The sequence below is a fragment of the Polaribacter huanghezhanensis genome (genome assembly GCF_030444335.1).
Classification (GTDB): Bacteria; Bacteroidota; Bacteroidia; order Flavobacteriales; family Flavobacteriaceae; genus Polaribacter; species Polaribacter huanghezhanensis.
In genome coordinates, this window is sequence record NZ_CP128595.1 from 76,587 (window position 1) to 97,400 (window position 20,814).

General features: G+C 32.2%; 19 protein-coding genes. 14 read left to right on the plus strand and 5 right to left on the minus strand.

The window, feature by feature from the left end; genetic code table 11:
• The first annotated feature begins 49 nt into the window (after positions 1–49).
• The 3 genes from KCTC32516_RS00370 to KCTC32516_RS00380 all read left to right on the plus strand — a co-directional run bounded on the left by KCTC32516_RS00370 (position 50) and on the right by KCTC32516_RS00380 (position 5,369).
• Positions 50–3,235, plus strand: coding sequence for a WD40/YVTN/BNR-like repeat-containing protein (locus KCTC32516_RS00370; protein ID WP_301401076.1), 3,186 nt, complete (start codon positions 50–52; stop codon positions 3,233–3,235).
• A gap of 75 nt (positions 3,236–3,310) precedes the next feature.
• Positions 3,311–4,618, plus strand: coding sequence for a DUF819 family protein (locus KCTC32516_RS00375; RefSeq protein ID WP_301401078.1), 1,308 nt, complete (start codon positions 3,311–3,313; stop codon positions 4,616–4,618).
• 43 nt (positions 4,619–4,661) lie between these two features.
• Positions 4,662–5,369: a DUF4369 domain-containing protein gene (locus KCTC32516_RS00380; RefSeq protein ID WP_301401080.1), complete on the plus strand. Its 708-nt coding sequence runs from the start codon at positions 4,662–4,664 to the stop codon at positions 5,367–5,369.
• A gap of 63 nt (positions 5,370–5,432) precedes the next feature.
• Here KCTC32516_RS00380 and KCTC32516_RS00385 read toward each other — a convergent pair whose 3' ends face one another.
• The gene (locus tag KCTC32516_RS00385) at positions 5,433–5,876 is read right to left on the minus strand and encodes a hypothetical protein (protein WP_301401081.1); all 444 of its coding nucleotides are present in this window, start codon (positions 5,874–5,876) and stop codon (positions 5,433–5,435) included.
• Positions 5,877–6,110: 234 nt separating this feature from the next.
• Between KCTC32516_RS00385 and KCTC32516_RS00390 the strand changes: the two genes are divergently transcribed.
• From KCTC32516_RS00390 to KCTC32516_RS00430, 9 genes are all read left to right on the plus strand, one after another.
• A complete protein-coding gene (locus KCTC32516_RS00390; protein ID WP_301401082.1) occupies positions 6,111–7,409 on the plus strand; it encodes an aminotransferase class V-fold PLP-dependent enzyme in 1,299 nt (432 codons plus the stop codon).
• A gap of 14 nt (positions 7,410–7,423) precedes the next feature.
• The gene (locus KCTC32516_RS00395; protein WP_301401083.1) at positions 7,424–9,037 is read left to right on the plus strand and encodes a M28 family metallopeptidase; all 1,614 of its coding nucleotides are present in this window, start codon (positions 7,424–7,426) and stop codon (positions 9,035–9,037) included.
• A 62-nt stretch (positions 9,038–9,099) separates the two neighbouring features.
• Entirely contained in the window at positions 9,100–9,600 is a 501-nt protein-coding gene (locus tag KCTC32516_RS00400) for a DUF6978 family protein (RefSeq protein ID WP_301401085.1), read from the plus strand.
• A complete protein-coding gene (locus tag KCTC32516_RS00405; RefSeq protein WP_301401087.1) occupies positions 9,597–10,379 on the plus strand; it encodes a DUF1828 domain-containing protein in 783 nt (260 codons plus the stop codon). The genes KCTC32516_RS00400 and KCTC32516_RS00405 overlap by 4 nt, the downstream gene beginning before the upstream one ends.
• A gap of 121 nt (positions 10,380–10,500) precedes the next feature.
• Positions 10,501–10,857: a bleomycin resistance protein gene (locus tag KCTC32516_RS00410; protein WP_301401089.1), complete on the plus strand. Its 357-nt coding sequence runs from the start codon at positions 10,501–10,503 to the stop codon at positions 10,855–10,857.
• 51 nt (positions 10,858–10,908) lie between these two features.
• Complete coding sequence (locus tag KCTC32516_RS00415) at positions 10,909–12,096, plus strand: BaiN/RdsA family NAD(P)/FAD-dependent oxidoreductase (RefSeq protein WP_301401091.1); 1,188 nt, start codon at positions 10,909–10,911, stop codon at positions 12,094–12,096.
• 126 nt (positions 12,097–12,222) lie between these two features.
• Positions 12,223–12,870 (plus strand): pyridoxamine 5'-phosphate oxidase, encoded by a 648-nt coding sequence (gene pdxH, locus KCTC32516_RS00420; protein WP_301401093.1) that lies wholly within the window; start codon positions 12,223–12,225, stop codon positions 12,868–12,870.
• A 30-nt stretch (positions 12,871–12,900) separates the two neighbouring features.
• Complete coding sequence (locus KCTC32516_RS00425; protein ID WP_301401095.1) at positions 12,901–13,389, plus strand: SixA phosphatase family protein; 489 nt, start codon at positions 12,901–12,903, stop codon at positions 13,387–13,389.
• A gap of 11 nt (positions 13,390–13,400) precedes the next feature.
• Positions 13,401–14,297, plus strand: a complete 897-nt coding sequence (locus KCTC32516_RS00430) for a Ppx/GppA phosphatase family protein (RefSeq protein WP_301401097.1) — start codon at positions 13,401–13,403, stop codon at positions 14,295–14,297.
• Here the strand turns inward: KCTC32516_RS00430 and lpxK are convergent.
• A complete protein-coding gene (gene lpxK, locus KCTC32516_RS00435; protein ID WP_301401099.1) occupies positions 14,292–15,314 on the minus strand; it encodes a tetraacyldisaccharide 4'-kinase in 1,023 nt (340 codons plus the stop codon). The two genes, KCTC32516_RS00430 and lpxK, sit on opposite strands and share 6 nt — an antisense overlap.
• An 83-nt stretch (positions 15,315–15,397) precedes the next feature.
• On the opposite strand from lpxK, the gene KCTC32516_RS00440 reads away from it, so the two are divergent.
• A complete protein-coding gene (locus KCTC32516_RS00440) occupies positions 15,398–16,189 on the plus strand; it encodes a Nif3-like dinuclear metal center hexameric protein (RefSeq protein WP_301401101.1) in 792 nt (263 codons plus the stop codon).
• A 3-nt stretch (positions 16,190–16,192) separates the two neighbouring features.
• Positions 16,193–16,966 (plus strand): zinc ribbon domain-containing protein, encoded by a 774-nt coding sequence (locus KCTC32516_RS00445; protein WP_301401103.1) that lies wholly within the window; start codon positions 16,193–16,195, stop codon positions 16,964–16,966.
• A 76-nt stretch (positions 16,967–17,042) separates the two neighbouring features.
• Here the strand turns inward: KCTC32516_RS00445 and KCTC32516_RS00450 are convergent, their stop codons facing one another.
• The 3 genes from KCTC32516_RS00450 to KCTC32516_RS00460 all read right to left on the minus strand — a co-directional run bounded on the left by KCTC32516_RS00450 (position 17,043) and on the right by KCTC32516_RS00460 (position 20,814).
• Positions 17,043–18,971, minus strand: coding sequence for a DUF349 domain-containing protein (locus KCTC32516_RS00450; protein WP_301401105.1), 1,929 nt, complete (start codon positions 18,969–18,971; stop codon positions 17,043–17,045).
• A 90-nt stretch (positions 18,972–19,061) separates the two neighbouring features.
• Positions 19,062–19,826 (minus strand): shikimate dehydrogenase family protein, encoded by a 765-nt coding sequence (locus tag KCTC32516_RS00455; RefSeq protein ID WP_301401107.1) that lies wholly within the window; start codon positions 19,824–19,826, stop codon positions 19,062–19,064.
• Positions 19,801–20,814 (minus strand): DUF368 domain-containing protein, encoded by a 1,014-nt coding sequence (locus KCTC32516_RS00460; RefSeq protein ID WP_301401109.1) that lies wholly within the window; start codon positions 20,812–20,814, stop codon positions 19,801–19,803. Before KCTC32516_RS00460 ends, KCTC32516_RS00455 begins: the two co-directional genes overlap by 26 nt.

Genomic DNA, 20,814 nt, shown 5'->3' on the forward strand with positions numbered 1-20,814 from the left:
CTTTTAAATAATTTGTAACTTTCAATCTTTAACAACTAATTAAAACCTCATGAAAAAATTACTTTCAATTGCATTTCTTTTTATTGCTCCGCTGATATTCTCACAAGAATTTTCAATGGATTTAGTAAAAAACATGAAACCAAGAAATATTGGTCCTGGCGGAATGAGCGGACGTGTTACAGCCATTGATGTTGTACAATCTGACACCAATATTATGTACGCCGGAACTGCTTCTGGTGGCTTATGGAAATCTACCTCAGCAGGAATTAAATGGGACCCTATTTTCGATAAAGAACTTACTGCTTCTATTGGATCTGTTGCCATTCAACAATCAAATCCAAGTGTCATTTGGGTTGGAACTGGAGAAGGAAATCCTAGAAATAGTTTAAATGGCGGATTCGGAATTTACAAATCTTTGGATGCCGGGAAAACTTGGAAATCAATGGGATTAGAAAAAACACGTCATATTCATCGTGTGGTAATTGACCCTACAAATCCAGACATTGTGTATGCAGCTGCAATCGGTTCGCCTTGGGGAGAACATCCAGAACGTGGCGTTTACAAAACTGTTGATGGAGGAAAATCGTGGAAACAAATTTTATTTAACAATAACAGAACAGGGGCGGCAGATTTGGTAATGGATCCATCAAATCCAAATAAATTAATTGCTGCCATGTGGGAACACAAGCGCGATCCTTGGTTTTTTAAATCTGGTGGAGAAGGAAGTGGAATGTACATTACACATGACGGAGGGGAAAACTGGAAAAAAATCACCCAAAAAGAAGGGTTTCCGAAAGGAGAGCTAGGAAGAATTGGTGTTGCAATTTCTAGAAGCAATCCGAATACAATTTATGCTTTGGTAGAAGCAAAAAAGAATGCGCTTTACAAAAGTATTGACGGCGGATTTAAATGGAAAAAAATAAATGACAAAGCCGGAATTGGAAATCGTCCTTTTTATTATTCAGAAATTTATGTAGATCCGCAAAACGAAAACAGGTTGTATTCTGTTTTTACATACATCAATGTTTCTGATGATGGTGGTAAAAATTTTAGTCAATTAATGCCAGCTTATGGTGTAGATAATGGCGTTCATCCAGATCATCACGCTTGGTGGATTCATCCAAAAGATGGAAATTTTATGATTGATGGAAATGATGGCGGATTAAACATCACCAAAGACAAAGGAAAAACGTGGCGTTTTATAGGAAATCTTCCTGTGGCGCAATTTTATCACATCAATGTAGATAATGACTTTCCGTATAATGTGTATGGTGGAATGCAAGACAACGGCTCTTGGGGCGGACCAGCCTATGTTTGGAAATCGCAAGGAATTCGAAACTCGTATTGGCAAGAATTGGCTTTTGGAGACGGATTTGATGTGGTACCAGACAAAGATAATTCTCGTTATGGTTACGCAATGAGTCAACAAGGTTCTGTTGTTAGATACGACAGAAATACGGGTTATAGTTATTCCATAAAACCAACGCATCCAAATCCAAAATTAAAATTACGTTTTAATTGGAATAGTGCCATTGGTCAAGATCCTTTTGATAATTCAACAATATATTTTGGAAGTCAATTTGTACATAAAAGTACAGACAAAGGAACTACTTGGAATGTGATTTCACCAGATTTATCAACCAACAACCCTAACAAACAAAAACAATCAGAAAGTGGTGGTTTAACTTTGGATGCAACTGGAGCAGAAAACCACACTACCGTTTTAGTCATAGAACCTTCGCCTTTAGAAAAAAACATGCTTTGGGTTGGTACCGATGATGGAAATGTGCAAGTCACTAAAAACGGTGGCGCAACATGGACAAATGTTTCTAAAAACATAAAAGGATTGCCTGAAGGAAGCTGGATTGCACAAATAAAAGCATCCAACAAAAACAAAGGAGAAGCTTTATTAATTGCAAACGATTATCGTCGATTTAATTACACTCCGTATGCCTATAGAACGAAAAATTATGGAAGAACTTGGACCCGAATTGTTGATGAAAAAGATGTACAAAGTTATACCTTAAGTATTTTAGAAGATCTTGAGAATCCGAATTTGATGTTTTTAGGAACTGATGATGGATTGTACATTTCTTTAAATGCTGGAGAAAAATGGACAAAATGGACCAACGGTTTTCCTACTGTTCCTGTAAAAGACTTGGTAATTCAACCAAGAGAAAACGATTTAGTCATTGGAACTTTTGGTAGAGCTGCTTGGGTTTTAGATGATATCAAACCTTTAAGAGAATTGGCTAAAAACAGTAAAAACTTTGCTGCAAAATTGCAATTATTTGAACCGCCAATTGCGTACCAAGCAAATTTTATACAACCAACCGGAAGTAGATTTGGGGCAGATGCATTATTTCAAGGAGAAAACAGAAGACGTGGCGCACCAATTTCGTTTTACATCAATGCACCAAAAAAAGAAAAAACAGACAAAGACGTAAAGAAAAAAGATGCCGAAAAGAATACCATTAAATGGGATTCTATCAAATTAGAAATTTTTGATGGAAATCGTTTGATTAGAACTTTAAAACAAAAAGCTCCAAAAGAAAATGGCGTACATAAAATGTATTGGTCTTTGGATGAAAAAGGAGTTGCCAGAGCATCAAGATCTTTACGAAAATCAACTAGAGAACCAGGCGGAATTAGAGTAAAACCAGGAACTTACAAACTTAAAATGAGTTTCGGAAATCAAGTTTCTGAACAATCAATTAAAGTTAAATTTGATCCTCGATTAACCTATTCTAAAACAGACATTTCTACGCGTTACGAAATGAGCAAACAATTAGAAGCACAGGGTAAAACCATTGCCGAAGTTGTAAAACAATTGGTAGAAAGTAAAAATGCGGTCAAAGAAATTTCTGATAAATTAGTTAAAACTGATAAGAAAAAGTACGCTGACCAGATAAAAGCGTCTAAAGAAATTACGAAAAAAATTGAAAATTTAATTGCAATCTATTTGGGTAAAATAGACAAAAGACAAGGGATTACTAGAAATGCAGAAGTTACCGTAAACCAACGATACGGAGCTGCAAGAGGTCCTTTGGCTTCTCGTTTTGGAAAAATAACCAAAACAGAAACCCAACTGATAACTAATTTTAAAGACGCATTAAAAGATGCGCTAAACAAAACAAATAATTTCTTTACTACAGATTGGAAAAAATACAAAAGCGAAGTTGAATCCATTCAAATTTCGCCCTTTAAGAAAACGAAACGGTTTTCTGCAAACTAATCTAAAAAACGAAGCGTAACTGCTTCGTTTTTTTTGTGCCTTTAATTTTAATACTTTAGCCAAAAATATTTTATAATGACAGCACCAATTTTTACAAATGACGCAATTGTTTTCGGACTATTAATGATCTCTCTGGGTTTTGTATTTTATACAGAATCAAAAACATCTGGTTTTTGGCCTAAATTTTACAAAATAGTTCCAGGGTTGTTTATGGCGTATTTTGTACCAGCAATATTTACTACTCTTGGTGTGATCGCTCCAGAATGGAAAACAACAAATTCTGCAGGAGAAATTGTAAAACATAGTTCTAGTTTGTATTATGTTTCTAGTCGATTTTTATTGCCTGCTGCGTTAATTTTAATGACATTAAGCATCGATTTAAAAGCCATTTTTAATTTAGGCTCTAAAGCATTGATCATGTTTTTTACAGGAACTGTGGGAATTATCATTGGTGGTCCCATTGCTATTTTATTGATATCCATTTTTTCTCCAGAAACTGTTGGTGGTGCAAATTTTGATGCTGTTTGGAGAGGACTTTCTACGTTGGCAGGAAGTTGGATTGGTGGCGGAGCAAATCAAACAGCCATGCTAGAAATTTACCAATACAATCCAGCAAAATATGGCGGAATGGTAATTGTGGATATCGTTGTTGCTAATATTTGGATGGCAGTATTATTAATTGGAATTGGAAAAAAAGACAAAATAGACAAGTGGTTAAAAGCGGATACTTCTGCCATAGAAGAATTGAAAGAAAAAGTAATCAACTTTACCCAAAAAGTAAAGAGGAATCCGTCGTTAACAGATTTGATGGTAATGCTAGCCATTGCTTTTGGAACTGTTGGTTTTGGGCATTTTTCTTCCAAATACTTAAGTCAATTTTTTAGTGGCTTGGTTGCAAATATAGCTTCACCAACTATTAAGAACATGTTTACTTTTTTAGACTCTCAATTCTTTTGGTTGATTAGTATTTCTACACTTATAGCCATTGCTTTGTCTTATACAAAAGCACGGAATTACGAAGGCGCTGGCGCAAGTAAATTAGGGGGTGTTTTTATTTATATTTTAGTAGCAACAATTGGAATGAAAATGGATTTAAATCAAGCATTTGAAAATCCGGGTTTAATTGTGATTGGTATCGTTTGGATGTCTATCCACGCTGGATTGTTGATTTTAGTTGCAAAACTCATCAAAGCGCCGTATTTCTTTTTAGCTGTTGGAAGTCAGGCAAACGTTGGTGGTGCCGCCTCTGCTCCTATTGTTGCACAAGCATTTCATCCATCATTAGCAACTGTTGGCGTTTTATTGGCTGTCTTTGGATATGCAATTGGAACTGTTGGAGCAATTCTCTGTACAATTTTACTAGAATTAGCATCAAAAGTTTAACAGAAATACGCATATTTGCAAACGCAAAAATTATACTTTATCAATGAAAAATTTACTTGTTTTAGGTTTCGCTCTACTAATTGTTTCTTGTTCTTCTAAGAAAGAAGGAAACATGATTGTAAACGGTCAAATAAAAGGATTAAAAAAAGGAACGTTGTATCTACAAAAGATCGTAAACGACACTCTTTTAAAAACAATAGATTCTGTTGCTGTTTTAGGAAGCGATCAATTTACATTAACTGCAAATGTAGATGAACCAGAAATGTATTATGTTACTTTTGATGGAAACACCACCAATAAATACATTACCTTTTTTGCTGATAAAGGGATTATTAATATTACTGATGATGTTGCTAAATTTGGAATAAACCCAGTAATTACAGGCTCTAAAAATCAAGATATCTTAAACAATTACACAAAAATAGCTAGACGTTTTAACGATCAAAATTTAGATTTAATTCAACGTAAATTTTACGCACAAAAATCGAAAAATAAAGATTCTTTAGCAATCATTCAAAAAGAGTATGAAAACTTATTGAGAAGACGTTATATGGTTACTGTAAACTTTGCGTTAAATAACAAAGACAATACGGTTGGACCTTATTTAGCATTGACAGAATTGGCAAACGCAAATATTAAATGGCTAGATACCATTAACAAATCGTTATCACCAGAAGTTAAAAACTCATTATACGGCAGAAAGTTAGACAAGTTTGTTACCGACATTAAAAAATCAGAAGTTAAAAAATAGTTTCTAAAACTCATTCAAAAAAACCGTTGAAAATTCAACGGTTTTTTTTATTGATCATAGACCCTAAAAAATACGTAATCGTACACTTGGGGTTCCTATTCTAATACTCGCTCCAGAAGATCTTCTATACCTACTTCTTTCATATTCATAATGCCCATTGTAATAAAAGCTTGCATGGTACTCGTAATAATACCCATGATGACAATGGCTATCGCAATGCGATCTATGTTCTGCATAGGCATCTCTTTTTCCTTCCATATATGCTTCGTAAGCTACTCTATCTTTTCTTTTTAAATCTTCCTCATAATTTTTCTGCTCTTTCCAGAATTTTTTCTCTTCAGATTTCGATTTTACTTTAAATTGTTGCTCAAACTTAGCATCTTCTTTTGCTCTTTTTTGATAATATTTCTTCTTATCTTCTTTGGTAACGGTTTTTGATTCCTGCGCATGTATAAAATTTGCAGAAAGAAATAACAGCACTGTCAAAATTGTTTTCATTGTTTTCATATCATTCGTTTTAATGTATCAGCAACTCTTTTTGTTGCTTCTACTAATAAGACAACTACAGCGCAATTTACCCTACCCTACAAATCATTTTTTTTATAAATTACACAACATCAATTGTCAGTTCGAGTGTCACGCTTTTTTGAGTGATGCATCGAGAACACACAAAACGAAATCAAGAATAAGAAAATTGTCGTTCTAAATTAAACCAATTAACTTGCTCAAAAAGCACTAGTGATGTCTAAAGCAACAAGACGTAGTTTTCTACAAAAAAGCATTTTAGGTGGTTTGTTTTATACGGTCGGAATTCCGTTTTTACAAGCAAACAATTCAATTGAATCTGTAAACTTAGATTCAGAATTCAAGTTAGAAACCAACAACTACAACCAAATCGATTGGAAAAAAATTAGAGCACAATTTTTGTTTCCGAAAAACAGACAGTATTTAAACACCGCTAGTTTAGGTCCGTCGCCAAGAATGGTTGTGAATACCGTTTGCAAAACCATTGAACAACTAGAAACTCAATGTAGTCACGGACATCATTTAACAAAAAAAACGCATCAACAAATTGCACAATTTTTAAATACCTCTGTAGATGAAATTGCCGTGATCAGAAATGCGACAGAAGGCATGAATATAATTGCCAGAACCTTGCGTTTAAAAGCTGGTGACGAAGTAATTATTTCTACTCACGAGCACGTTGGCGGTGCTGCGCCTTGGATGGCTTTGCAAAAAGATTTGGGCATTGTTGTCAAATTAATCGACTTGGATGTAGAGGGTGAAAAAAATTTACAAATCATCAAAAACGCGGTCACTTCAAAAACAAAAGCGATTGCTTTTTCTCATATTACCTGTACAAACGGGATGAAATTACCTGCCAAAGAAATTGCTGCTTTTTGCCGAAGTAAAAATATTTATTCTTGCATTGATGGCGCACAAGCATTGGGAATGTTTTCCATCGATTTAACAGATATACAACCAGATTTTTATACAAGTAGCGGACACAAATGGTTGTTTGGTCCAAAGGGAACTGGCGTTTTTTACATGCATAAAAAATGGATCAAAAAACTAAATCCTGTTTTTGTTGGCGCGTACTCAGACAGTAAATATGATTTAAATTCCTTAACAATGGAATACCGAGATTCTGTACAAAGAGAAGAATACGGAACACGAAACGCAGCCATTTCTTTAGGATTGGGAAGCGCAATTGAATTTATTTCAGAAATTGGAATTGAAAATGTTGCAAAACGCGGACGCGAATTGGCAAACTATTTTAGAAAAGGATTAAAAGACATTGTTGAAATAGAAATTTTAACTCCAGAAAACGAAAAATTTTCTGCTTCTATGATTACCTTTAAAATACACGGAAAAGACAATTTAAAAATCAATCAGCAACTAAATAGTGAGTACAAAATACGTTTGCGCGGAATTTATGAAAACAATTTAAACAGCATTCGCGTTTCATTTGCTATCTTTAATACTTTTAAAGAAATAGACAATTTATTGATTGCCTTAAAAGAAATAACCAAAAATTAATAACATCTCATTTTATGAAAAATTATTTAAAATTTTTAGCAGCCGCAGTTATCGTATTTGCAAGTTGTGATAATGACAAATCAGAAACCATTGAAGTTAGCAAAACAACCATTGGAAAACATATTGAACGCTTGGCTTCCGATGATTTTATGGGAAGAAAACCTTTTACCAAAGGAGAAGTAATTACCGTAAACTATTTAAAAGATGAATTTGAAAAACTAGGGCTTTTACCAGGAAACGGCGATAGTTTTTATCAAGATGTACCGATGGTAGAAATTACTGGAACGCCATCAGAAAACATGGTAATTGCTGGCAAAAAAGGAACATTCAATTTAAAAGCATTGAAAGATTTTGTGGCAACAACCAATAAAGTTGAAGAACATGTGAGTCTTAAAAACTCTGAACTTGTTTTTGCAGGATACGGAATCGTTGCTCCAGAATATGGTTGGAATGATTATGAAGGCATTGATTGGAAAGGAAAAACGGCGGTTGTTTTAATTAATGATCCTGGTTTTAAATCTGGAGATTCTACCTTATTTAAAGGAAACGAAATGACGTATTATGGTCGTTGGACGTACAAATACGAAGAAGCGGCAAGACAAGGCGCAGCAGGATTAATTATCATTCACGATACAGAACCAGCTTCTTATGGTTGGAATGTAATAGAGTCTGGTTGGAGCGGTGCTCGATTGATTATAGAAAGTGATGCTCCGCAACTAAATGTGGAATCTTGGATTAGCGGAGAAAGCGCAGCTAAAATGTTTGACGCATCTACCATGAAAGGAAAAGATTACAAAAAAATGGCTAGAGAAAAAGGGTTTAAACCAGTTCCGTTAGCGTTAAATGTTTCGGTTGATATTAAAAACAAAATCAAAAAAGACGTTTCTAAAAATGTGGTTGCCATGATTCCAGGAACCGACAGAAAAGATGAATATATTATCTATTCTGCGCATTGGGATCATTTTGGAATTGGAAAACCGATTGATGGAGATTCTATTTACAACGGCGCTGTTGATAATGCGTCTGGAACGGCAGGTTTATTAGCCATTGCTGAAGCATTTAAAAAAGGAAAAGCACCTAAACGCTCTATCGTATTTATGGCAGTAACCGGAGAAGAACAAGGATTGTTAGGTTCTGCGTATTATGCAGCGTATCCAATTTTTAATCCGAAGAAAACGGTGGCAAATATTAATATTGATGCGCTAGACAGTCCAGGAAAAATGAAAGACTTAACGATTACTGGTTTTGGACAATCTGAAATGGACGAATATGCCGAAGAAGCTGCGTTGCAACAAAACAGATACATCATTCCAGATCCTGTGGCAGAGAAAGGCTATTTCTTTAGATCAGATCATTTTAATTTTGCGAAAATCGGAATTCCGGCCTTGTACGCAAGTGGTTCTTATGAAGGATTTGACAAAAGTATTGAAGAAATAAAAGCCTACAATGCTTTTTACGAACACAATAAATACCACCAACCTTCTGATGAATACGATGCAGCAACCACAGAATTAAGTGGTGTACAATTAGATTTACAACTCTTTTTTAATGTGGGTAGTAAATTAGCAAACGAAGATTATTTCCCGAAATGGTATGATGGTAGCGAGTTTAAAGCGGCTAGAGAATAACAAATAAATAGGTTTACAATTTTTAGTATCTTTATTAAAAATTGTAAGAAATATTAAGAAAAATGCTAACTAACCAAGAAGCAAGTTATTTATTAGGTTTAGAAAAGGTTTTAACTAACCCGAAACAAATAATTGATTTATCTAAAAAGAAAAATAGATTGGAATTGATTTCACATCAAGATTCTGATTATGAATTTTGGGTTGAAATAACAACCAATCAAAAAATCATACTTAAAACTTCTATTCATCATTTAGAAAGTAATTCATTTATTGGTTTATTGAGAATTGATTTTAAAGGAGGTCATCATAATCCAGCAAATTTACTTCCTACTTTACCTGATTTTCTAATCCCATACGCTAACAAGTGGTTTGACCCAACTGAATCTCATATTCACATCTATGTTGAAGGCTATAAGCCTTTAGCTTGGGCAATACCATTAATTGATAGTGATTTTCCTGTTAAAGAAATTACTCAAGCATCAGACATATCGGATTTAATATTTAACTTTGCTCGGAGAATAAATCTAAAATCATTAATTTACATTCAGCAAGCAATACTTTGAATTGGGCAAATACATATGTGGACGATTATTATAACTGGTTAAGGGAGAAAACCTTTATTCAAAAGGATTCTAACACTGATTGGTTTCTAATAAACACCCCTTTTGTTGGAGCATTTAATGATACAATTGAAATTTATGCTCAAAAACACGGAAATCACTTAAAATTGAGTGACAACGGAGAAACTATGTCAAATTTAGAACTTCAGGGACTACATATTCAAGGTTCAAAAAGACGTAGAACAATTCTAGATACAATACTCTTAAATTATGGGGTTAAATATGAAAGTGACGAATTAACATTAGAGGCAAACATTGAAAATTTTCCGCAATCAAAGCACAACTTTCTATCGGCAATAATTGAGATTAATGATTTATATGTATTATCAAAACATAATGTTGCTTCAATTTTCAAGGAAGATGTTAGGAATTATTTAGATTCTCAAAATATAATTTACACTCCTGATTTTATATCAAAAGGTGCTACAGGCTTAGAATTTAATTTTGATTTTCAAATTGCAAAAAAGAATAAAGAGATAGTAATTAAATCATTCAACACAGTAAACAAATCAAATTTATCTACTTTTCTTTTTTCTTGGGACGATATAAAACCTGTTCGTGAAAAAATCACAAAAAAGAATGTAAATGCAATTGCGATTATAAATAATATTGATAAGGAAGTTCGAACTGAATTTTTAGATGCGCTTAAAACAAAAAGTGCTGATTTTATTCTTTGGTCTGAACGTGAATCTGAAAGAAGCAAGGAGCTTTTATCCGCATAAATCAATACTTAAAAGAATTGGTAAACAGCTTTTTAATTCATGTTCGTTTTAAAAAATGCTAACGAGTTTCTTAACATTTTTATTTGCTATATTAGTTACTAAATAACATCACTAAAATATCATGCTCACATCCATCAACCCAAAATTACCGATGCGTAACAAAAAAGTGACCAGAGATTTTTACATCCAACAATTGGGTTTTAAAGAATTTGGCACAACAGATTATGAGTATTATTTAATGCTAGAAAAAGACCAGATTCAATTGCACTTTTTTGAGTTTAAGGAGCTAAATTCAAAAGAAAATTATGGTCAAGTTTATATTAGAACAGACAATATTGAGAATTTTTATCAAACCTTATTAGATCATAAAACGAGGATTCACCCAAACGGTTTGTTAGAAACAAAACCTTGGGGACAAAAAGAATTTTCGATGCTCGATCCTGATAAAAACCTGTTAACTTTTGGAGAAGCTATTTAGAAATAAAAGACCAACCAACAAATTCCTAAAGTAAAAAATCACGCTTTCAACATGAAAAAAACCATTTCTATTATTGGCGGAGGACCTTCCGCTTTTTTACTGGCGGCTTTTTTAGATACTTCAAAATTTGATGTGACTATTTATGAAAAAAATAAAACAACTGGACGAAAATTTTTAGTTGCAGGAAAAGGCGGTTTTAACATCACGCATTCAGAACCGATGGAACAATTACTGAAACGTTATACACCTTCTGATTTTTTAGAAGAAGCATTACTAAATTTTACAAATACTGATTTTAGAAATTGGTTGAACCAAATTGGCATTCCGACTTATGTTGGAAGCAGCAAGAGAGTTTATCCGGAAGAAGGTATTAAACCGATTGAAGTACTAAATGCCATTCTTGCTTCTTTAAAAGAAAAAGGAATTGCCATTAAAGATGAACATATTTTTTCTGATTGGGACATTGATAACAATCCGATAATTAACAACAAATCCATTCAAACAGATTATACCGTTTTTTCTTTAGGAGGTGGAAGTTGGAAAATTACTGGTTCTGATGGAAATTGGCTAAACACCTTTGCTAAAAAAGGAATCAATACAACGCCTTTTGTGGCTTCAAATTGTGCATATCAAATCCATTGGAAATCAGATTTTATCAATAAAAACGAAGGAAGTCCGTTAAAAAACATCGCAATTTCTTGTGGTGGTACAACACAAAAAGGAGAAGCTGTGATTACCAAATTTGGCTTAGAAGGAAATGCTATTTACGGATTGAGTCCGAAAATTAGAGAAGAATTAAATTCAAATTCTAAAGCAACCCTTTTTATCGATTTTAAACCTTCGTTAACTTTAGAAAATGTGCTGTCTAAAATCAATTTATCAACACAAAAAAACACAACGGCAACGTTAAAGAAAGCACTCAAACTAAGCTCGGCGCAAATCGACCTTTTAAAAACTACGCTTTCTAAAGAGCTGTATTTAAATTCAGATTCGTTAGCTAAATTCATCAAAAAATTTCCACTAGAAATTATAAATACAGCTGAAATCGATGAAGCCATTTCTACTGTTGGCGGAATTGAATTAAATGCCATCACCAAAAATTTTAAACTAAAAAACTTACCAAATCAATTCTGTATTGGCGAAATGATCAATTGGGATGCGCCCACTGGCGGTTATTTACTACAAGCCTGTGCAAGTATTGGCGTATTTGTTGCAAAGCATTTGAATAAAATAAATTAAAAAAACTTCTAAAAAAATGCAATAATTTTAATTTGATTCGTCTTTATAGATGAAGATTTGTAAAAAAGAAAACTAATTCTTTATCAGATAAAAAACATTTGTATTTTTACTGGGTAAAACAAATTTATGGCTAAAGATTTAAGTACTTATCGTAAAAGTTACGAAAAACAAGAACTGCTAGAAAGCAATTGCCCAGAAAACCCGCTTGAATTGTTTCAACAATGGTTTTTAAATGCCGATGCTTCTGAAATGGTTGATGAAGCAAATGCCATGACCATCTCTACGATTGGTTTAGATGGATTTCCGAAAAACAGAGTTGTTTTATTAAAAAAATATACGTGGGAAGGTTTTATTTTTTATACCAATTACAATTCTGAAAAAGGAAAAGCAATTTTAGCAAACAACCATATTTGTTTGTCTTTCTTTTGGGCTGGATTAGAACAGCAAATCATCATTAAAGGGAAAGCAGAAAAACTATCAGAAAATTTATCTGACGGTTATTTTGAATCGCGCCCAGACGGAAGCAAATTAGGCGCTTGGGCATCAAACCAAAGTGAAGTTGTATCGTCTAGAGAAGAACTGGACGCACAATTAAAAAGCTACGAAGAAAAATACAATCAACAAGAAATTCCACGACCTAAACATTGGGGCGGATTTTTAATACAACCTATTTCTATCGAATTTTGGCAAGGAAGACCTAACAGAATGCACGACAGAATTCGCTATACTTTACAAGAAGATTTTTCTTGGAAAAAAGAACGATTAGCTTCATAATTTTCTATATTTACTTTATCAAACTTTAGAATGAAAACACTCTATATTGTTCGTCACGCAAAATCGTCTTGGGAATATGAAGGTATTGCAGATATCGATAGACCATTAAAAGAACGCGGCATTAAGGACGCACACTTAATCTCTAACTACTTAGCAGAAACAATTAACAAACCAGATGTTTTTGTAACCAGTAGCGCAAACAGAGCCTTGCATACAGCAATTATTTTTTGCGACAACTTTGGCTATCCATTATCTAACTTATACATTAAAAAACATTTGTATAATTTTAGTGATGGTTATTTGGTAAAAACCATAAAAGCATTAGATGACAGCTTTAATTCTGCTATTATTTTTAGTCACGATCACGGAATTAATACATTTGTAAATAAATATGGAGGCAAACCAATTGCACACGTACCAACTTGTGGCGTTATCGGAATTGAGTTTGATAATGAACATTGGAAAAGCATTAAAAAAGGAAAAACAACATTAATTGAATTTCCTAAAAATCATAAATAAAAAAAAGACGTTTGTTAGAAATTAAAAAATATGCTGCTATAGATATTGGCTCAAATGCCATACGTTTATTGATTGCAAATGTTATTGTAGAAAAAGATAAAGAACCTCAATTTAGAAAATCTTCATTGGTTCGTGTTCCAATTCGTTTAGGTGCAGATACCTTTGTTTCTGGAGAAATTACTCCTGAAAACACACAAAGAATGATTGAAGCGATGGAAGCTTTTAAATTGATAATGAAAATTAATAATGTAGAAAAGTACAAAGCTTGTGCAACTTCTGCCGTACGAGAAGCAGAAAACGGAAAAGAAATTGTCAAAGTTATTTTTGAAAAAACGGGCGTAGAAATAGAAATTATTGGTGGTAAAAAAGAAGCTGCAATTATTTCTTCTACAGATTTAAACGAATTGATTCAAAGTGATTCGTCTTATTTATATGTAGATGTTGGTGGTGGTAGCACAGAATTTACCATATTCTCTAGAGGAAAAATCATCAACAGCAAGTCTTTTAAAATGGGAACTGTTCGTTTGATAAACAACAGCAAAGCAGAAAATAAAATTATCTTTAAAGAGGTGCAAAAATGGGTTGAAGCCAACACAAAAGATCTAAAAAAATTATCTTTAATTGGTTCTGGTGGAAACATCAACAAACTGTTTAAAATGTCTGGAAGAACACTTGGCAAACCGATTTCTTATATTTACTTAAATGCACAATATCAATTCTTAAAAAACATGAGTTTTGATGATCGTATTTCTGAATTAAGTTTAAATCCAGATAGAGCCGATGTAATTATTCCTGCAACAAAAATCTATTTATCTGCCATGAAATGGAGCGGAGCTAGAAAAATTTATGTTCCTAAAATTGGATTGGCAGACGGAATTATAAAAAGTTTATATCGCAATAAATTATAAACTTTCTTCAACATAATTTGTAATTAGAGAATCAAACTTTTCTTGATCGTCTAAAAAACTGGTTTGTATTGGCAAATAATACAAATTTTCTAGTTGATTAGACAAGCGCACAAAATCTTTTTCGGTAGTTAGAATCATTTTATTTTCAGATTTTAACGCAGTAAATTTTTCTTTTAAATCAGTGATTTCCTTTTCCGTAAATTGATGATGATCTGAGAAATTTACGTGTTTAAATCTACAATTCAATGCTGATAGATGTTCTTCTAATGGTTTCGGGTTTGCAATTCCTGTCACCAATAAAACCTCGTATAAATTCAAGTCTGAAGTTTTAATTTCAGTATTATTATTTGACAACAAAACATCAGCATATTGTATTGATGAAAAGAAAATTGGGCCCTTAAAATATCTACGTATTAACTGTTGTAGTTCTTGTTTTTCTAGAGCATCAATTGTAGTTGGACATTTTGTAACAACAACCACATCAGCGCGTTTTGCACCAATTCTTCGTTCTCTTAAATTTCCTGTTGGCAACACAAAATCATTCGAAAACAATTCATTGTACTTTGTTAGCAGCACATAAAATCCTGCTTTTACTTTTCTATGCTGAAAAGCATCGTCTAATAAAAGAACATCCGTATTTTTTAATTGCTCTATTCCATGCACTCTGTTTTCATCAACAGCAACCGTAATATCTTTAAATTTTTTAGAAAACTGCAAAGGTTCATCTCCAACTTCTAAAGCGTTTTTGGCTTCATCAACCAGAATAAAACCGTTGGTTTTTCTACCATAACCTCTGCTTAAAACGCCCATTTTGTAATTCGATTTTAACAACTGAATTAAATATTCTATTTGAGGCGTTTTTCCGGTTCCGCCAACAGATAAGTTTCCAACAGCAATAATTGGTTTTTCAAATCTTGTTGATTTAAAAACACCAACATCAAAAAAGTAATTGCGAATAGTGGTAACTATGCTATAAATAATGGCAAACGGAAATAATAAAAATCGAATAAATTTCATTAGTACTAAAGTAATTAAAAATCTTAACTTTGGTTCTCGTTACAATTTTCTTTTTAAAAGAAAATTACACAAATTTATAGAGAATGAAAATACAAAACGTAACCAATTATTTAGAAGAATTAGCGCCACTTTCTTACGCTGAAAGTTTTGACAATGTTGGTTTATTAGTTGGTAATTACAACACAAAAGTTACTGGAGTTTTGGTGACTTTAGATAGTTTAGAAGCAACGGTTGACGAAGCAATTGCCAAAAACTGCAATTTAATTGTGAGTTTTCATCCTATTATTTTTGGCGGATTAAAAAAATTAAACGGCAACACATACGTAGAACGTGTTGTATTAAAAGCCATAAAAAATGACATTGCAATTTACGCAATGCACACCGCTTTAGATAACATAAAAGACGGTGTTAGCGGAAAAATTTGTACCGTTTTAGGTTTAAAAAATACAGAAATTTTAATTCCGAAATCGAATCTAAAAACCCAAGAAACTATTGGAATGGGGATGATTGGCGAATTAGAAACCGAAATGAATGAAGCCGCTTTTTTACAATTTGTAAAAACCACCATGAAAACAGCATGTATTCGCCATTCAGAATTATTAGGGAAATCAATAAAAAAAGTAGCTGTTTTGGGCGGTTCTGGAAGCTTTGCTATAGAAAATGCAATCGCCTTAAATGCAGACGCATACATTAGTTCCGATTTTAAATATCACGATTTTTTTAAGGCAGAAAAACAAATTTTGTTGACAGATATTGGACATTATGAAAGTGAACAATTCACAAAAAATCTTTTAGTTGAGTATCTTACAAAAAAATTCACTAATTTTGCAGTCATTTTATCAGAAAAAAGTACAAACCCAATTTATTACAGTTAAAACATGGCAAAGAAGAAAGAGGTTACGGTAGAAGAAAAATTAAGAGCATTATACGACTTACAATTAATCGATTCTAGAATTGATGAAATTAATAGCGTTAGTGGAGAATTACCTTTAGAAGTCGAAGATTTAGAAGATGAAATTGCAGGCTTAAACACTAGACTTTCAAATTATGCAGAAGACGTAGCAAACTTAGATACAGATATTAATAATAAAAAATTATTGATTGAAGAATCTAAAGGGTTGATGAAAAAATACGAAGAGCAACAAAAGAAAGTTAGAAATAACAGAGAGTTTGATTCTATCACAAAAGAAATTGAATATCAAGAATTAGAAATTCAATTAGCTGAAAAAAGAATTGGAGAATACACTGTTAGAATTGAGCAAAAAAATGAAATCATAAATGCTACTAAAGAAAAATTAGCAAAGCAAAATGAGCATTTAAAACATAAAAAAGCTGAATTAGACGGAATCTTAAAAGAGACTGAAAAAGAGCAAAAAATGTTGGTTGCAAAATCTACTGAATTTTCTGCAGCAATTGATGAACATTTATTAAGTGCTTATAAAAGAATTCGTACTAAAGTTAAAAACGGATTGGCAGTTGTATCTATTGAAAGAGGAGCTTCAGGTGGTTCTTTCTTTACAATTCCACCACAAGTTCAAGTAGAAATTGCTACACGTAAAAAAATTACGATTGATGAATATAGCGGTAGAATTTTAGTTGATGCTGATTTAGCAAAAGAAGAAAAAGAAAAAATTGACGCTTTAATTTCTTAAAGAAAATCAATCTTTAAAACATAAAAAAAACTCGGAGAAATTTCTCCGAGTTTTTTATTTTTATCTATGTTACTTCTTAATAATCCAATCTTTTTATATATTCTAATTTTTGTTCCCAAACGTTAATTTCATCTTTATAAGAATCGATATTATTTCTTACGTTTAACAATAACGGATTATCGTCTTTAGCATTAGAGAAAAAGCTTAAATTATTTTCTAATTGTTGTATTTCTTTATTAATTTCATCCATCTTTTTTCTAACAAATAATTGCTCAGAATTTAATTTATACCCATCTCCCTGAGCCATAAATCCATCGATTAAATTTTTATATTTAAGCATGGCTATTTCGTCTTTACTCAAAGACAATCCTTCTAACAATTTATCTATTTGCTTATAAAATTTAGATTCTATATGTCTTACACTTCTTGGCGTAGTTCCTAGCTCTCTCCATTTCTGAATAAACTCGTTGATTTCTTCAATGGTCGCTTTTTCTACTTTCTTAATTTCATCGAGGTAAGCTTTTTTCTCTTCGATAAAAACTTGTTGTTCTTTATTTAAATCGTCTTGCCTGTTATGAAATCTATCAAAATAATGGTTACAAGCAGCTTTAAAACGTTTCCAAATATCATCAGAAAATTTTCTAGGAACATGACCCACTTTTTTCCAATCTGCTTGAATTTTTTTCATTGCATTAGTAGTATTTTCCCAATCTTCACTTTCTTTATACGATTCGGCTAGTTCTATAAGTGCATTTTTTTTATCTAAATTATCTTGCTGAATGCTTTTCTCTTTTTTGTAAAAAACATTTTTTGCGGCATTAAACTTTTTAGTTGCTGCTTTAAATTTTAACCAAACTTCTTCGCTTTTGCTATAAGGTAATTTACCTGCATCAAAATATTTTTTTCTTAACGCTTCAATATCGTTAATGCTTTTTTGCCAATCGCTGTGTTTTTTATTTTTAGAAGTATCGTAATTTTCTATCGATGCTACAATCTCTAATTTTTTCTCAATAATTCCTTCATATTGAGATTTTAAAGACCTAAAATAATCGTGTCTTTTATCGTGTATTTTTTTACTTGCAGCACTAAATTTTTGCCAAACAGCTTCTCTATGTTCTTGAGAAACCGGACCAATATCTTCTTTCCATGCCTTATGATATTGCTGTAATTCTTTAAAAGCATCATTTACATTTTCTAATTCTGCCAACGCTTCAACTTTCTCAATCAATCTTAGTTTTTCTTCTAAGTTATTTTTGAAATCTAAATCTCTAAAGTCGTTGCTTAAATGCAATAAATCGTAAAATCGCTCTACGTGATGATGGTAATTTCGCCAAGTATCATTGTATTTATTTCTTGGTACTGCACCAATTTCTCTCCAACTTGCTTGTATCACTTTAAAGTTTTTATACATTGTTTGAGGATCTGCATTTTCAATTAACTCTTTAAGTTCATTGATTACAATATGGCGTTTTTCTAAATTATTTTTTAATTGTGTTTCTAAATTTGAGTAATATGCGTCTCTTTTCTTTTTATAATCAGACAATAAAGAATTGTATATCGCTTTAACTGGACTTGAATATTGAAAGTCGATAGAATTACCGCCTTCTTCTAAAAATGCTGCTTTCTTTTCTGCTAAAACTGCACCAAATTTGGCGTTAAAAGCATTTTTAATTGCATCTATATTTTTCTTTAGTTGTTGTACCGGAAAATCTTTTAGTAGCTTTTCTAACTCATTCGTCAAGTCTTCTAACTCCATGTTTTCATATGCTAACATTGGTATAGAGTTTCTTTCTTCATCTTTCTCAGCATCTTCCGCCACTTTCTCCTCAATCTCTTCAACAGCTTTATCTGTTGATGCCTTCTCCTCTACCGCTTCTTCTTCCTCTATTTTTTCTTCTGCTTCTTTTACTTCTTCAGCTTTTGGAGTTTCAGTAGGTATTACTTCATTTTCTTCTGGAGTTTGATTGATTTGATCTTCTGTATTCTCTTGATTTGTATCTAACATCTTATAATGTTTAAGGTTCCTTTTATTAATCCTTAAATATAGGGATGTATTACAAAATGACAAAAAAACTTCGCTTTTTATCACAAAATTTTAGCGATTCCAAATTTGCCAAGATTTTTCGGCTTGGAGTTGTAACATTTCGAGTCCGTTTTTAATTAATGCGCCTTTATTTTTACCATTTTGTAAAAATGTTGTTATTGCCGGATTGTAAATTACATCGTATAATAAATGTTGAGAAGTAATAAATTGATATGGAATCTCTGGACATAAATCTGTTTCGGGAAAAGTACCCAAAGGCGTAGAGTTAATGATTACCGTATGATTTGAAATTATTTCTTGAGATAAATTTGAATATAAGATTTCATTTTCTTTTTGTGGATTTCTAGAAGCAAAAATAAAATCGATGTCTAGTTTTTTTAATGCAAATGCAATCGCTTTTGATGCGCCACCAGTTCCTAAAATGAGTGCTTTTGTATGATGATTTTCTAACAAGGGTTTTAAAGAATTTAAAAACCCAAATACATCAGTATTAAAACCTTTAATAGATCCGTTTTTTAAAAACTTGAGGGTATTTACGGCACCAATTTCTTTGGCTTCTGCATCAATTTCTGTTAAATAGGATATAATTTCTTCTTTATACGGAATGGTAACATTCATTCCACATAAATCTTTCTGCTGCCTTAAAAGCGCCGGAAATTCTTTGATAGATTGCAAATCAAAATTATGATATTGATGATTTTCTAATTCTAATTCTTCAAATTTTTCTTTAAAAAATCCGCTAGAAAATGAATAGGAAATATTTCTTCCTAACAACCCAAATAAATGTTGGTTATTTTGCTTTTTTTCTTCTATCATAATAATCTATTCCTAAAATAATTGCAATACCAATTACAATATAAAAAATGGCAAACCAGGTTTCTGAATGAGAGAAATCTGGCAAATATCGTTCGTAATTCTGAACTATTTTATTTCCTTTTCCGTCTACTAAAAATTCACTGTTTTGAACTGCAAAAATTTTGTGTTTCCACGGCCAAACAATTCCTAAAGACCCCGCAATAAAACCAATGATAACTGCCGTAACAATTTGATGCCAACGTTTTAAAACATATCCTAAAACATGAGAGATTGAGACCAACCCAAAAGCTGATCCAGCAGTAAAAACAGAAATTATTTTTAAATATTTTATGTTTTGTGGAACATTTAAAACTTCAAAATTCCCAGACAAAATTCCAGTAACAACGGTAAACAATCCGTTTACAGAATCTACCAACAACAGCACATAATTGCCTAATAAAATTAAGATAAACGAACCGGACAGACCTGGAAACGTCATCCCAGAAACACCTATAATTCCGCATAAAAATACAAACCATAAATTGTCATTTTCTTGCGCTGGAGTCATAAAACTAATTCCAACTCCAACAGAGATTCCGATCACAAAAGAGAGTGTATTTTTAAAATTCCAATCGCCAAAATCTTTGTAAATATAAAATAAAGAGCCAATAATCATCCCAAAAAACCAACTCCAAACATACAATTCGTAATGTTTTAAAAAATAATCTAAAACTAAAGAAATGCTAAAATAACTAAACATACTTCCACCCATAATTAAGAGTAAAAATTGTCCGTTTACATATTGATAAAAACTTTTAAACCGTCCGTTTATGAGAAGTTTAAGTGCTTTTAAATTTATTTTTTGAAAAGAATAAATAAGTTCTTCGTAAAAACTCAACACAAAAGAAACCGTACCACCAGAAACTCCAGGAACTTTATTTGCAGCACCCATTGCCAATCCTTTAAAAAAGAGAGCGGTTTTCTGCAAAAAGGTACGTTCTAATTTCAT